A 13,784-nucleotide genomic window follows, 5' to 3' on the forward strand; every position below is an offset into this window, starting at 1 on the left:
CCTCTTCCGCTGCCCTTAAACTAGCAAAGGAGGCTAACACCAAGATGATCGTGCAATTACAATTTGGACATGTAATAGATTGTAAGATAATTATTCGAGAGAATATCGAGCCGCCACGTGAACTAATTTGCAGAAAGGCGCTGCGGTTTGCGGCCGTGCATGGGGTCTGCCTGCGTGGCGCCCTCGATCCAAGGCCAGTACCAGTCCTTGCAAGCTAACGACCGAAATGCTGCCTGTCCTGGCCGATTCCACCTGCCAGGCGAATCTGTCATACACCGCCGCAGGCCCCAGAATCCGCTATGCTTAGGGGTGGAGCCTGCATGACTGTCAGAAATCTTGCGGCTACATTACAAATTTGTAGGATTTCGCCGCGGCCAGCTTCTTCGCGTTAAGATTCAAGCGTCCTCAGGTGACCCGGCGTATGGACAGAGGTAGCGACTACCACATGCCATACCCTCAGCCAAACTTTCGAACAGCCTGCAACCATAATCTTGGCGGATTAGGCCAACTCCTTCCTCACACCTTGAGATAAGTTATGCGCGTTCTAGTTGTGGAAGACGAAATTAAAACTGCCGAATATCTTCAGCAGGGCCTATCCGAAAGCGGGTATGTCGTAGATATCGTGCACAACGGTGTAGATGCTCTGCACTTGTTCAACACTAATGTCTATTCGTTGGTCCTCCTGGACGTGAACCTCCCGGGTATCGACGGCTGGGACCTGCTGGAAACCATCCGTAAGACCAGCCGGGTCCGCATCATCATGCTGACCGCCCGCGGACGCATCAATGACAAGCTCAAGGGCTTGGACGGCGGCGCGGATGACTACCTTGTGAAGCCATTCGAATTCCCTGAGCTGCTTGCTCGCATCCGTTCGCTGCAACGCCGTGGTGATGAGTTAGTCGAGAAGAGCTCGCTGAAAATTGCCGATCTGGAACTCGACTCCGTCCGCCATCGCGTCTTCCGCGGTGGCACACGCATCGATCTCACCACCAAGGAATTTGCGCTTCTGCACCTGCTCATGAGCCGAACGGGCGAAGCGCTGACTCGCTCTCAGATCATCTCGTTGGTCTGGGATATGAATTTCGATTGCGACACCAATGTCATCGATGTAGCCATCCGGCGCTTGCGCTCGAAGATCGATGACCCGTTTGAAACCAAGCTCATTCACACGCTTCGTGGCGTTGGGTACGTTTTTGAGGAACGCGCATGAGGCCATTCAGCCTGGCTGCAAAGCTGGGGTTAAAAGTTGGGTTGATGAGCGCAGCGTTGCTGCTTCTGTTCGCCACCTTTGGCTATCTGATGGTAGGCAAGGCTCTGGAAAGAAATGCCAGAGCAGACCTGGAAGTAAAGATGGCGGGGATGGCTCACAACCTGTCCACCATCCCGGACATCTCCGGCGTCAACGCGGATGCGCATCAGCTTGTCGATTTGGTCATGGGCCACAACAACCTGTATGTGAGCATATTCGATACCTCACAGAATCAGACTCCCCTGCTCTCGATTGGCTCGAAACAGGTCAATCTGGAGGTGCACAAGTTTCAGCCGGCGGCCCAGCCCAAAGAGCACGAATGGCGTGATACGCAGGACCGTCCTCTGCTGAGTGCTTCTCGAATCATGCGTTTGGGCGATGGAACAGAGGTCAGCGTCTATATGACCATGGACCAGTCATCCAGTGAGGCGCTGCTCGATGCGTTGCTGACCTGGGCCTTGATGATGTCCCCCGTCATCCTCGCACTGATCTTGGCCATTGGCTGGTGGACTGTGCGCAGAGGCCTGCTACCACTGACCAAGTTCCTCAAGATCGCCTCGAAAATCTCAACCGAGAGCCTCGACCATCGCCTTCCAACTGATGGGATGCCGGCAGAACTCAAAATGCTCGCCGACGGCATCAACATCATGCTGGCTCGCCTGGATGATGGGGTTCAGCAGCTCTCGCAGTTTTCTGACGACCTTGCTCACGAACTTCGAGCACCGCTTTCCAACCTGATGGGCAAGGCCCAGGTTGCCTTGACCAGAGAACGATCGCTTTCCGAGTACCGGGAGGTTCTGGAGTCGTGCACAGAAGAGCTGGACCGCATGAGCCGCATGGTTTCCGACATGCTGTTCTTGGCCCAGGTCAGTCATCCAGCATCAATGGTGGAGTTCGAATCCGTCTCCTTGGTCGACGAGGTTCAGCGAGTGTGCGATCTCTTCAGCATTTCAGCAGAAGAAGGCGAGATTCAGCTGCAGATCTCCGGCAGTGATGACGTGGTGCGCGGGAATCGCCTGATGGTTCAACGTGCCGTCTCGAATCTGGTCTCGAACGCGATCCGTTACTGCCCTCGCGGCCGCACGGTCTACGTTAAGGTGCAGCATAGTGCGAGCGGTACGACGTTGAGTGTCGGCAACCCCGGCCGTGGTATTGCCAAGGAACACCACGCGCACTTGTTTGAGCGGTTCTACCGTGTGGACAAGAGCCGAGCACGGAGCGAAGGCGGTACCGGTCTTGGCTTGGCCATTGTGCAGTCGATCATGAGTCTGCACCAGGGATCGGCGAGCGTGGAGGTGACCGAAGAAAACTTCACCTGGTTCCACCTTCACTTTCCGGAAGCCCAGCAAATGCAGCCGGCAATGACCGCCGCTTAAATTGCGCAGACACGATTAGGCCCGTCAATCGACGGGCCTTTTGTTTGCCTCAATGCATCAGTGCCGAAGGACCACAGGGTCCATGGGCGACCGCAGAATCACCGACTTAATAATCTTCTGTTCGTCAGGATTGGCGTTTTTCCACAGGTGTGAGAAGTACTGAGCATTCACTTTCTCTTGAGCACTTACGCTGCCGGCGGCATCGATCAGGCGCATGGTCGAGTAGACACAGATCAGCGCCAGAATGAAGAACGCCGTGGCGACCACCATCACATAACGCTTGGCCAGCACCGGTGCCCGCTTGAGCTCCTGGATAGAGGCGTCCGCCGCCTTTGTCGCTGCTGTAAGCTCCGAGATCAGTGGCTGGATGGCGGTGTCGACTCCGCGGCATGCAGCTGAATACGCTGATGCAGCGGCGCGCAAGGCAACCTCCTCCGCGTTCGACCAAGCCTTCTCCGCCTTTCGCACCTCCTCCTGAATCTGCCGGCCGACAGCGTCCACCTGCTCCACCAGTTCGTTCGACCTCTCCAGAACAGCGCTGGAGGTGCGCGTCTGCGAGGTCAGCTCATCGAGCTGGACAGTGAGTTTTTCAGTGCAGCGGCGAAAGTCACCGATAGCAACTGCCCAGGGCTCTATGTCATTCATGGCTATCTCCTAGGGCGGCCAACAACGCCGCGCTGAATTAACGCGCTAGATATCAAAATTGTAATTTAAGAGAAAATTCGAAGTCGCCCTCGACAGTGCCGAGATAGACATGATCCTTCCAGATTTGAAGATTTAACGCATCCTATCTGCAGCCAAAATTACGGAATTGTAATTATTGACTCACCTTGTCGTTAGCTTCGCGTTCCTAAACTACAAACCAACAAAGGCCGCTAATCAGGTTGGCCTAGTATGAACCGAGGTTCACAATGAAATTTGTCAAATCTATCGCTATTGGCAGCCTGCTGCTGGGTCTCATGGGTACCGCTTACGCTGAAGGCGGCTTCGAGCGAACGAAACAGTTCAACGAGAACTTCCGAACCGAACAGGCTCGCCTATGGAGCGATGACTCTTCGGACCAGAACAAACAACAAGTCGCTCAAGAGCAAAAGAAAGAAAGCAAGGATGGTAAGGAACAAGCCGACAATTAATCGGCGGTTAAATAGGACTTCAAATGACGAAAGAAATCGACAAAAAAGCCAGGGTAAAACCTGGCTTTTTTGTGCTTGGAATTTAGCCTTCGTTCTTGCGAGGCGTTTCCGCATTGCTTTCTCCGGCCAGACCCTCGGCACCTTGTGCGGGGCGTTTCCAATGGCACAGCAGGAGCTGGCTGGCGTTCGCTTCGGTGATCGATGTGCAAGCTAGATCAGCGGGCAGACCATCCTTGCTGTCTCGCAAGCGCCTGGACAGATAGAACGAGCCATCCCGCGGCCACTTGGCAGGATCCTTGATGTTCTCGGACTTCCCGCTGCTGTAAAACTCCGACGAGTATGAGCGGCGGCCAGGATAGATCAGGGGAGCGGAATGAGCAGACTGCACATTGAGCCAGGCTTGAACCACATCCCGCTGATTCTGAGGGCGCTCCTCTAGTACCCCGGCGTAGATGATGCCCGCACCGATGATTGGCAACACCAATGCGCTCGCAGCGGCAGCCCAGGTGGTCTTCGGGCCAACTTCGCTGACCCGTGCAGACAGCAGCAATGCCCACGCTGGCAGCGCGGGTAGCAGGTAGGTCCACAGAATGTTGCCTGCAAATGTGAAGAAGACCGGTGTCGCCAAGGCCCACAGCCAGAGGTAGGCTTTGAAGCGCTGCATCGATCCACGCTTGCGGATCAACAGTGGTAGAAACAAGGCCCATGGCAGTAGCGACAATCCGAGCTGGATCCAGATGCTGCCGTACGGCTTGGCATGAGCACTACCATAGAGGTCCCCTGCCCAGTTACTGACGACGTAGCGGCTCCAGTGCTCACCAACGAAGAAGTACTCCATGAAGCCGGGCGTTTTCATCTCGGCCGCGACATACCATGGCACGGATATACCGAACATGAGTACAAGGCCGCTAATCCAGGGAAGCCTCAGTACCCGTCCCCATTCCTTGTAGATAACGAACCAGGCGAATGCCGGCGCCCCCATAAGCACCAGGGTCAGCGGCCCTTTGGCAAGCAAGCCCAGCCCGAGACCTGCGAACATCAGGTAGGCATCCGCCTTGCTGGCGCACTTCATCCAACGCCAGAAACCGTAGCTGGCCAGCAGAATCGAGAACGACAAAACAGGGTCAGTCAGCACAACACCGCTGGAGACCAGGCCAAGTGTGGTGCTGGAAAAAATAATGGCAGCCCAGATGCCGGCGTTACGAGAAATCTGCTGCGTGCCGAGTTTGATGATGATGAAACAGCTTGCCAGGTGGAGTAGCCACGCTGGGAAGCGCGCAGCGAACTCGTTAACGCCGAAGACCGTCATGCTCGCGGCCTGGGTCCAGAAGGACAACGGAGGCTTGCCCCAGAACGGTACCCCGTAGTCGAACATGGGCGTGATCCAGTCATTCAACTCGACCATCTTGCGAGCCATTTCAGCGTAACGGGCCTCAGATGTGTCCATCAGCGGGTAGATGCCCAGCCCCACCAAACGCAATAGCAAAATCGAACCCAGGACCCACCACAGCGTCCTCTCGTTCTTCAGGTTCAGCATTTCTTACCCTCGATCGAAGCCATCGAAGGGTGGAGTGACACGGGATCTGCCTTGTTGCTGTGCTTCAGGAAATAGAGAGGCCGGCGCTTCACTTCCGCGAGTGTCACGCCCAGGTACTCCCCCACCATGGCGACACCGACGCACATGAATGAAGCCATTCCGACGATCAGGTGATGGATGTCGAAACTGCCTGCCACAAGCGACGCAAGCATGTAGCAGATGCTGGAGACGAAAAGACCGAAACTGATGAGGCTGAAAATGCGCAGTGGTTTGCGAGAGAAGCTGACGATGCTCTCGATGGCCAGATTGAACAGGCCAGCTGCATTCCATTTGGTGCTCCCGGCATGGCGAACAGTGCGATTGTAGGGCAGTTCGATGGTACGAAAGCCTACCCAGCCGATCATGCCTTTGAGAATCCTGGAGCGTTCATCCAGGGCCCGCAGGGCTGCCAGCGGCGCAGGCCCAATCAATCGGAAATCGCTGACATCGGCCGGCATGTCCACCTTCTCCACCAGGCGCTGCATGACCCAGTAGTAAGCCCGGGCACTCATGCGCTTGAACCACGAATCACCGATTCTCAGGTTGCGCTGCATGTTCACCACGTCGTAGCCGCGTTGCCAGTAGTCCACCATGGCCGCGATGAGCTCTGGTGGATCCTGCAGGTCGACATCAATGAAGATCAGCGCACTGCCACGGGCATGGTCTATCCCGGCGCTCAGTGCAGCCTCTTTGCCGAAGTTGCGACTCAGGGACAGGCAACGTACAGATGACCCATCCTGATAGTGGCGAAGAATGTCGGCCGTCCGGTCATTACTGCCGTCGTCGACATAGAGGATTTCGCAGGAGACGGGTAAGCGCTTCACCACGCGGGTGATTCGCTGGTGGAACTCGGGGATGGTTTCCTCTTCCTGGAAGCAAGGGACCACGATGGTTAACAAGGGATCAGGGCGCTCGGGAAAGCGATGTAATGTCTGCATGATTGAATGTCCAAAAACGATGTGCAATGAATCCAAGTGCAGTGAGGCTTAAGGTCACTACGACTTGGGAGATGAGCGGTGACAGATTCGACTTGATGAGGAACCACATACCCACGCCATTGCCGAAGTTTGTGGTTAACGCGACCAGTGCAAACCTGACAGGCTGAAACTTACGAGAGCCATCTGCCACAAAACAGAGCGCCCTATTTCCAATGAAGCTCGCGATTGCGCCAACCATGCCGCCACAGATACTGGCCAGTAACGGAGTAACGAATTCTGTCGTAACCAGCAATAGGAACACCGCATAATGGACTCCCGTTGCTATGAAGCCGATCCCCAGATAACGAATCAGTAAGGTAGTAAGAGGTGGGGTTTGATTTTCCATGCCCAAAGCCTATGGAGGCAAAGGTGAAAAAATAGTGAACTAAATGTAAATGCGTAATTAGCCGAATCTATATATGGTAAGTAACAAGTCGGCGCACTAGGCTAGCACGCTACAATATCAGAGGGATTGCCTGAAAATTACGCTTTCGAAATAAAAGCCTTCCGATAACGCATGCATGACCCGTGGATTACAATGTTGACAAGATAAGGAAACACCGGGTGGCATTGAGATAGATTCCCCGAATTAAGGGGGACCTAATGGTTACACAAAATGAAACATATACAAGCACCGTTGTTCCTTACAGCCCTGACATATTGGATGATTTGCCAATTGATGATCAGCTGGCCGTAGAGTTTTTCGCAACAGCACGTTGTGCCAGTTTCAAACAGGCTGCCCGAGGGCTCAATGTGCCAGTGGTAGGCCTGCGGAAACGCTTGGAGAAACTGGAAGAGCACATTGGTGCTCCCGTGTTTGTCTACAAACACAACAAGCTTGCCCTGACCCGCACAGGCGAGAGGGTCAGCCATTACCTGTGCCAGCTCTTCGGCCCAGACGGCCTTGGCAAGTCCGGTGAAAAGGAAGTCCCCAGGCTTACCATCGCGATCACAGAGCCAGTGCTGAACGACATCGTAAACCGCGATCTAGTCGCCTACGTGCGTGATCATGCCGAAATGCAGCTGGAAATCCATTCAGAATGCACAACGCAGATGCTTTCTGAGTGTGAAGTCGATGTGGGTATCGCTTTGGTGAGCCCAGATGATAAAGGCGCGCTTGATCGCCATCCTACGTATAGGTTTGAACGGCTTGGCCGGATTGGGCACGCCCTGTTCATTTCCAGCCGCTATTCAAGAAGCGTCACCCTTCCAGTGGAGAGCTTGGATTTGCACAACTTCATGCTCGTTGTCCCTTGGGATGAAGAGATCTTGGCGGGCTCACGAAAGTGGGCATCGATAATGGCTGAGCATCAGGGCGGTACCACTCGGGTCAAGAGCTACAACCTATCACGAGGCCTTGTCGTTGGCGGTGCGTGTATTGGAGTGCTGCCCGACTACAGCCGAAAACTGGAGAGAAATATCCTACCCGTGCCGGGTTTCCTGGACGACCTGGAGGAGAAAGATGTCTATCTTGTTATCAAAACGAAGCTTGTCCGCAATCCGCAGGTTTTGGAAATTCGAAGATTGATCAAGAAGAGCTTCTTTGATAAGAAGGACTGGCTTGTTCGGTAACAGTTTTGTTAGGTTTGAAACTCCTCCGTTAACACTACAGAAACACAACTGTCATATTCGCTTGCAACCTAGTCAGAGTGCTTAGAACAAAGGCATCTTGTTACAGCAGGTGACAACCGTGGCCTGCTCCCATCTGCAAGATAAATTTAGGCCGGCGCAGGGCGAAATATAACGTCGGTAGCTAAGCACTTAACATACGAGAGGCAAGCAATGATCCGTTCTTCGAACATGCGGGAAAAGCTGTTGGCTGCCGCAATAATAGGCACATTTTCCTCGCAAGCATTCTCCGGAACAGTAACCACTGACGGAGCTGACATCGTTCTGAAGACCAAGGGCGGTCTTGAAGTATCGACTTCTGACAAGGAATTCAGTTTCAAACTGGGCGGCCGAGTTCAGGCCGACTACGGCCGTTTCGATGGTGTCTTCACCAAGAATGGCGATACCGCTGACGCAGGCTACTTCCGTCGCGCCTACCTTGAGCTCGGTGGCGTGCTGTACCGCGACTGGAAGTATCAGCTCAACTACGACCTTTCCCGCAACACGGGCAACGACTCCGACGGCTACTTCGACGAAGCCAGCCTGACCTACACGGGTTTCAAGCCGGTGCAACTGCGCTTTGGCCGTTTCTACACCGACTTCGGTCTTGAGAAAGCCACCAGTTCGAAGTGGACCACCGCCATGGAGCGGAACCTCTCGTACGACCTGGCGGACTGGATCAACGACAACGCCGGCATGGGTGTTCAAGCCACCAGCACCATCGCTGACATGGCTTATGTTTCCGGTAGCGTTTTCAGCGAAACCAATAACAACTCGGATGGCGACAGCACCAAGCGCTACAACGTACGTGGCGTGTTCGCACCGCTGCACAGTGATGGCAACGTCCTGCACGTCGGTGCTCAGTACGCTTACCGCGACCTCAAAAACAGTGCGGTCGATACCCGGATTCGTTCGCGTCTGGGCGTCCGCGGTGTAGATACCAATGGCGGCGGCGATGCCGGCACCAACGGCAACCGCATGCTGTTTGGCGGTGCTGCTGCACAAGATGGCCTGTGGAAGGACGACTCGGTCTGGGGTCTCGAAGGTGCCTGGGCCACCGGCCCGTTCTCGGTTCAAGCGGAATACCTTCGCCGCAAGCTGAAAGCTGACCAGGCCAACAACGACATGAAGGCCTCCGGTTACTACGCCCAGATGGCTTACACCCTGACCGGCGAGCCGCGTATCTACAAGCTCGATGGTGCCAAGTTCGACACTATCAAACCAGAGAACAAGGAACTGGGGGCCTGGGAAGTCTTCTACCGCTTTGACGATATCAAGGTCGAAGACGGCAACCTGGTCACCGCGGCGGACCAATCGAACGAGCGCAAGGCCAAGAGCCACACGGTGGGTGTGAACTGGTACGTCAACGAGGCGGTGAAAGTCAGTGCCAACTACATCAACGTGCGCACCGACAACAACGAGAACACCGTGGGCGACGACAGCGGCAATGCCATCGTGACCCGCCTGCAATACGTCTTCTGATCCCTCTCATCAGTCTGACGTGAGAAAGCCGGAAGCGCTCAACGTGCTTCCGGCTTTCCTGTTTCTGGAGGTGATCAAGCATGGAGCGCCCTCCTCCTACCTGCTTTCGCTTACCGATGACCGCTCTTGCCAAAGCTCGGCGAATCTGATGTGATTGCCGCGTCGGGCTTTGCATGGTGGCCGTGCAAGCAAATCAAACCTGACTCCTATTCATGATTGAACCTGATTCGACGTCCAGCTTCGCGTCTAACGGCCCTACAAGCGCAGCTACCCCAACGTCGCTCATTAGGGGATAGTCATGTCTGCAAAAAAGCTGCTTCAACCTCTCGCTGCTCAGCTGCACGCCTCGTTCTCGGCTTCTGGCCGCCCGTACTCTCATCTGCACCTCCACCAGCTGTTCCACGCGGCCATCGGCTCCGTTGCACCGCAAGTTGCCATCCAAGACAAGCTGCCAATTCAGGTCTGTCGTGACAACGAGACACGGCAGTACAACCTCTACGCGGCGGTCGAGCGGGCGAAAACGTGCTTAGGATTGACCGATCTTCAAGCAGTCGGTGTGGCTGAAGAAGTCATTGAGGTGCTACGAACTGCGGGAATCGGCGTGAACCAGGTTCGCCTGCTCCTTGACCCCTCCTTCAGCTCGAAGACTCGCAAAAAGGCCTTCAAGGCTCTCTGCAAGAACCTGGATCTGAACGAGCTAGGCGATCGCTTCGTCCCCAAGACTGCAACGTTGGCCATCGCTGCTGGTATTGCGCCGCCTCCCAAAATGTCGTGGAAGGATCGCTTCGCCCTGGCTGCAAATTCCCCCATGCGGGGGCCAAGCGAGCTCATCAGCATGGTCAACCGGGATGAGTGTTATCTGTGGGTATTCCCACCGACTGACCATCATGCGACGGCTCCAGCGACGCATGACCGTTTCTTTGGTGAAAAGACCCACCCGAGCGCAGAAATGGGCATGGGGTTCAGCATCATCGATTCCGGCTGGACCCGCCCCAAGTACCCGCTATCCAGGCAGTCACAAGAGACCTTCATCCAGTATTCGCTTTCTGCGCCGATGTGGTCCTGGCGCGCACAAAGTGACACCTGGCGCCTGGGAAACATCCTGCGTTCAAGAATCCTTGACGGGGCTCCTTGGCATAACGAGCCTCTGAGTGACGTGCTTCCGAGCGGCCTTAAATCCCTGCCCCGGATCTATGGGTGCGAAACCTGCCGAACGCTGTTCATTGAGAATCACAGCGACTACCCGGATGTACCCACTCAGTGCCAATGCGGTGAGGCGAGCAGCACGGGTGACCAAAACGAGTCATCTGCTCTCAATAGCTGATTTTCCTTACGGTGGCGGGCTGAGCCCCCCGTTAGGGATTGGCTATGGGAGCGGGATTCGCTCACCCCAAACCTGAAGGCGCCGCCACCTAACCGAGCGATATGAGCTGAATGCTCGCGGAGTAGATATGCAAAAGAGTAAAAACAAACAGGACACCCTGGCGGCGATCAATGCGCTTGTCGAGATTGCGTATGATCAGGGATTTGCGGACGGACACGGAGTCGGCAATCAAGTCGGTTTCGTAGCCGGTGTCATGAGCCTCAAAGCTGCATTGGCCTGCGGCTTACGGCATGGCTCACCTGAGTGCGGAAAGGCCCTTGAAAGCCTCAAGCGCATCGGGATCGACGAGTGAGAGAAAAGTACGGGTCGTGCGCTGATCGCGCACGACCCGTACTTCTACTTCAGGTCATTTCCCTGCTTAGCTTCATGATTGAAGCTCAGGGATCAGGTGCTTCTGCGGTAGGCCAACAGGCGCAAGGCGTTGAAGACGACCAACAGTGTGGAGCCCTCATGGATCGCAACAGCGGCACCAATGCTCAAGCCCATGATGGTGGACGGAACCAGGATGGCCACAATCCCCAAGCTGACGAACAGATTCTGGTGGATGATCGATCGCGTGTGACGGCTCAGCCCCACCGCAAATGGGAGTTGCCTGATGTCGTCAGCCATAAGCGCGATATCAGCCGTTTCCAGGGCAACATCAGATCCAGCAGCCCCCATTGCGATACCAACGCTCGAACTGGCCATGGCAGGGGCATCATTGACGCCGTCACCCACCATGGCCACCTTGGCGCTAAGGCGCAGGTTTTTGATGGCCTTGACCTTGTCTTCCGGCATCAGGTCTCCCCACGCTTCATCTAAGCCAACTTGTTTGGCTACAGCCTCTGCAACGCGGTTGTGGTCTCCAGAAATCATGACCATGCGTTCGATGCCCATCTCTCTAAGCTTCTGGAGTGCCTCTTTGGCCCCCTCCCGGGGTGTGTCCAATAGCCCGATAGCGCCCAGATCCTTGTCAGCACGCCGTACCACCATGGTGGTACGGCCTGACTGACGTAGACGCTCCGCAGCCTCCAGGGCTGCCTTGCTGAGTGCGGGAATACCATTGGTACCGAACATCTCGACCTTGCCAATCCAGACGAACTGCCCATCAAGCTCAGCACGCACGCCGCGGCCAATCATGTTGCTCATGTTCTTGGCTTGGAATCGGCGCCGTGTGCCAATCATCTCTTCACCGTCACGCACAATTGCCGCAGCCAGCGGATGGTCGCTCATCGACTCCACAGCGATGGCGACGTTTAGCAGATCCTCGATCTGCGTGCCGCCTATGGGTATTACATCGGTGATACGTGGGCGCCCTTCGGTCAGGGTACCGGTCTTGTCGAATGCCATGGCATTCAATGATCCAAGCTCTTCAAGTGGCGCACCGCCCTTGATCAGCACGCCACCTCGGGCTGCCCTGGCGATGCCAGAGAGAATGGCGCTTGGTGTAGCGATCGCGAGCGCGCAGGGGCTGGCTGCAACCAGTACGGCCATCGCCCGGTAGAACGAGTCACGGAACGGCTCGTCAAGGAAAATGCCGGCAAATAGCAGCCCGACTACCAGCAGTAAAACCAACGGGACGAATATGCGTTGGAAGCGGTCCGTGAATCGCTGGGTCGGTGACTTCCTGACTTCGGCTTCACTGACCATCTTGATGACCCGCGCCAAGGTACTCTCCGTAGAGCGCCGGGTTACCTCAACCTCGATGAGCGTTTCGCCATTGATGGTACCGGCGAAGACTTTCGAGGCTGCATCCACTGCATCTGGCTTGCTGCGTGCGAGTTCGGCATCAGGAACAGGTTGCTTGTCCACGGGGACGCTCTCACCGGTTACTGGCGCCTGGTTGATACTTGAGGAGCCTACGACTACAAAACCATCGGCCGGCAGGCGGTCATTGGGGCGCACGATGACAACGTCACCGGGAACCAGCAGCTCCACGGGCATCTCCACCGTGCCATTTGCTCTGCGTACGATCGCGGTGGCTGGTGCGAGCTTGGACAGTGCCTCAATCGCTTTCTTGGCCCGCCCCATCGCGTAGCTTTCAAGGGAATGCCCCAGACTGAACAGGAACAGCAGCAGAGCCCCCTCCGCCCAGGCGCTGATGCTCGCGGCACCGACTGCGGCGAGAAGCATCAGCGAGTCGATCTCGAAGCGTTTCTGACGGATGTTGGTAACCGCTTCCTTAGTGGTGAACCATCCACCGAACACGTAGGCCGACACGTACAGAATCAGAGGCAGACGATCAATCAGGCCAAGTTTTCCTGCGAGAGCTCCGGCACCCAGGAGAGCACCACAGATCAGCGCGAAAATCAGCTCTGTGTTCATTCCAAAAATGCCGCCATGCTCATGGCTATGACCTTCATGCCCGGCTTGGTCATCAGGGCGTTCAAGCAAACTCTTCATAACTCGTCCCTTCTGGGGTCAAGGCTTCCAATTGCCCTCTGCAGTTGGGGAGCCGTCTCTGTTGGTTGGCTAAGATCTATTGCACGGTTTGCCCGAGCCCAGGCGTTAACATTTCGAAGCTATGGGGTATCGGGCGTAATAAAAAATGCCAGGCACTGCCTGGCATTTATGAATTCTCTAATTGTTCTGTTCAAATCGTTTACTACTTGTTGTTGATGCATTGCGAATACATCGAGTAACGAACAGTCTTGAGCGTGCCCTGGGAGTCCTCGAAGGTCATCAACCGTGGATAGACCTGGCAGGTACGGGGGTCCTGCGACTGACGTACGAATTTCGCAACGTCTATCTTCATGCCATATTTGTAATCCTGAATCTCTGGCATTGGCTTGCCATTTTTCTCCGCGTACTTGGCCACTGCGGTCTGGTGTTCCTTGGTGTATTGAAGCTGCTTGCTCTCGGAGAAAGTGTTGGCCTGCGAAGCCACCGAGAAAACAACAAGTGCAGCAGCGATAATTAGCTTTTTCATAAAACCCTCTCAATTTCAAAACTTCTCGGGCGTAACCTTAGCAATGCATAGGCATCACCGGCATGACGAGAAACTTACAATTTTGAAAGGT

General features: G+C 55.3%; 13 protein-coding genes. 7 read left to right on the plus strand and 6 right to left on the minus strand.

All coding sequences use genetic code 11. The features are described from left to right. Nucleotides 1-535: 535 nt before the first annotated feature. Together PP4_RS00105 and PP4_RS00110 are read left to right on the plus strand one after the other, a co-directional pair. Nucleotides 536-1,210, plus strand: coding sequence for a heavy metal response regulator transcription factor (locus tag PP4_RS00105; protein ID WP_003253457.1), 675 nt, complete (start codon nucleotides 536-538; stop codon nucleotides 1,208-1,210). After that, nucleotides 1,207-2,625, plus strand: coding sequence for a heavy metal sensor histidine kinase (locus PP4_RS00110; RefSeq protein WP_010951441.1), 1,419 nt, complete (start codon nucleotides 1,207-1,209; stop codon nucleotides 2,623-2,625). The genes PP4_RS00105 and PP4_RS00110 overlap by 4 nt, the downstream gene beginning before the upstream one ends. 57 nt (nucleotides 2,626-2,682) lie before the next feature. On the opposite strand, the gene PP4_RS00115 is transcribed toward PP4_RS00110, so the two are convergent. Continuing rightward, complete coding sequence (locus tag PP4_RS00115; protein ID WP_010951442.1) at nucleotides 2,683-3,270, minus strand: hypothetical protein; 588 nt, start codon at nucleotides 3,268-3,270, stop codon at nucleotides 2,683-2,685. 266 nt (nucleotides 3,271-3,536) lie between these two features. Here PP4_RS00115 and PP4_RS00120 point away from each other — a divergent pair, with 266 nt between their 5' ends. Next, nucleotides 3,537-3,758, plus strand: coding sequence for a hypothetical protein (locus PP4_RS00120; RefSeq protein ID WP_010951443.1), 222 nt, complete (start codon nucleotides 3,537-3,539; stop codon nucleotides 3,756-3,758). 82 nt (nucleotides 3,759-3,840) lie between these two features. Here the strand turns inward: PP4_RS00120 and PP4_RS00125 are convergent, their stop codons facing one another. The 3 genes from PP4_RS00125 to PP4_RS27630 are packed head-to-tail and all read right to left on the minus strand — an operon-like array spanning nucleotide 3,841 to nucleotide 6,657. After that, nucleotides 3,841-5,295, minus strand: coding sequence for a phospholipid carrier-dependent glycosyltransferase (locus PP4_RS00125; RefSeq protein ID WP_010951444.1), 1,455 nt, complete (start codon nucleotides 5,293-5,295; stop codon nucleotides 3,841-3,843). Beyond that, nucleotides 5,289-6,272, minus strand: a complete 984-nt coding sequence (locus PP4_RS00130; protein ID WP_010951445.1) for a glycosyltransferase family 2 protein — start codon at nucleotides 6,270-6,272, stop codon at nucleotides 5,289-5,291. The genes PP4_RS00125 and PP4_RS00130 overlap by 7 nt, the downstream gene beginning before the upstream one ends. After that, nucleotides 6,238-6,657, minus strand: coding sequence for a GtrA family protein (locus tag PP4_RS27630; protein ID WP_010951446.1), 420 nt, complete (start codon nucleotides 6,655-6,657; stop codon nucleotides 6,238-6,240). The genes PP4_RS00130 and PP4_RS27630 overlap by 35 nt, the downstream gene beginning before the upstream one ends. 257 nt (nucleotides 6,658-6,914) lie before the next feature. Here PP4_RS27630 and PP4_RS00135 point away from each other — a divergent pair, with 257 nt between their 5' ends. The 4 genes from PP4_RS00135 (at nucleotide 6,915) to PP4_RS00150 (ending at nucleotide 11,077) form a co-directional block, all read left to right on the plus strand. Continuing rightward, on the plus strand, nucleotides 6,915-7,883 hold the full coding sequence (locus tag PP4_RS00135; RefSeq protein WP_010951447.1) for a LysR family transcriptional regulator: 969 nt from the start codon (nucleotides 6,915-6,917) through the stop codon (nucleotides 7,881-7,883). 210 nt (nucleotides 7,884-8,093) lie between these two features. Next, on the plus strand, nucleotides 8,094-9,401 hold the full coding sequence (locus PP4_RS00140) for an OprO/OprP family phosphate-selective porin (RefSeq protein WP_009395904.1): 1,308 nt from the start codon (nucleotides 8,094-8,096) through the stop codon (nucleotides 9,399-9,401). A gap of 298 nt (nucleotides 9,402-9,699) precedes the next feature. After that, nucleotides 9,700-10,725 carry a hypothetical protein gene (locus PP4_RS00145; RefSeq protein WP_011953109.1) on the plus strand — a complete coding sequence of 342 codons (1,026 nt, stop codon included), beginning with the start codon at nucleotides 9,700-9,702 and terminating at the stop codon, nucleotides 10,723-10,725. Between the two features lie 127 nt (nucleotides 10,726-10,852). Beyond that, nucleotides 10,853-11,077, plus strand: a complete 225-nt coding sequence (locus PP4_RS00150) for a hypothetical protein (protein ID WP_010951451.1) — start codon at nucleotides 10,853-10,855, stop codon at nucleotides 11,075-11,077. Between the two features lie 92 nt (nucleotides 11,078-11,169). Here the strand turns inward: PP4_RS00150 and PP4_RS00155 are convergent, their stop codons facing one another. Both PP4_RS00155 and PP4_RS00160 read right to left on the minus strand, forming a co-directional pair. After that, nucleotides 11,170-13,167: a heavy metal translocating P-type ATPase gene (locus PP4_RS00155; protein WP_016497351.1), complete on the minus strand. Its 1,998-nt coding sequence runs from the start codon at nucleotides 13,165-13,167 to the stop codon at nucleotides 11,170-11,172. Between the two features lie 202 nt (nucleotides 13,168-13,369). Further along, nucleotides 13,370-13,693, minus strand: a complete 324-nt coding sequence (locus tag PP4_RS00160) for a DUF2790 domain-containing protein (RefSeq protein WP_003253432.1) — start codon at nucleotides 13,691-13,693, stop codon at nucleotides 13,370-13,372. Between the last annotated feature and the right edge of the window lie 91 nt (nucleotides 13,694-13,784).

It is taken from the genome of Pseudomonas putida NBRC 14164, assembly GCF_000412675.1.
Classification (GTDB): domain Bacteria; phylum Pseudomonadota; class Gammaproteobacteria; order Pseudomonadales; family Pseudomonadaceae; genus Aquipseudomonas; species Aquipseudomonas putida.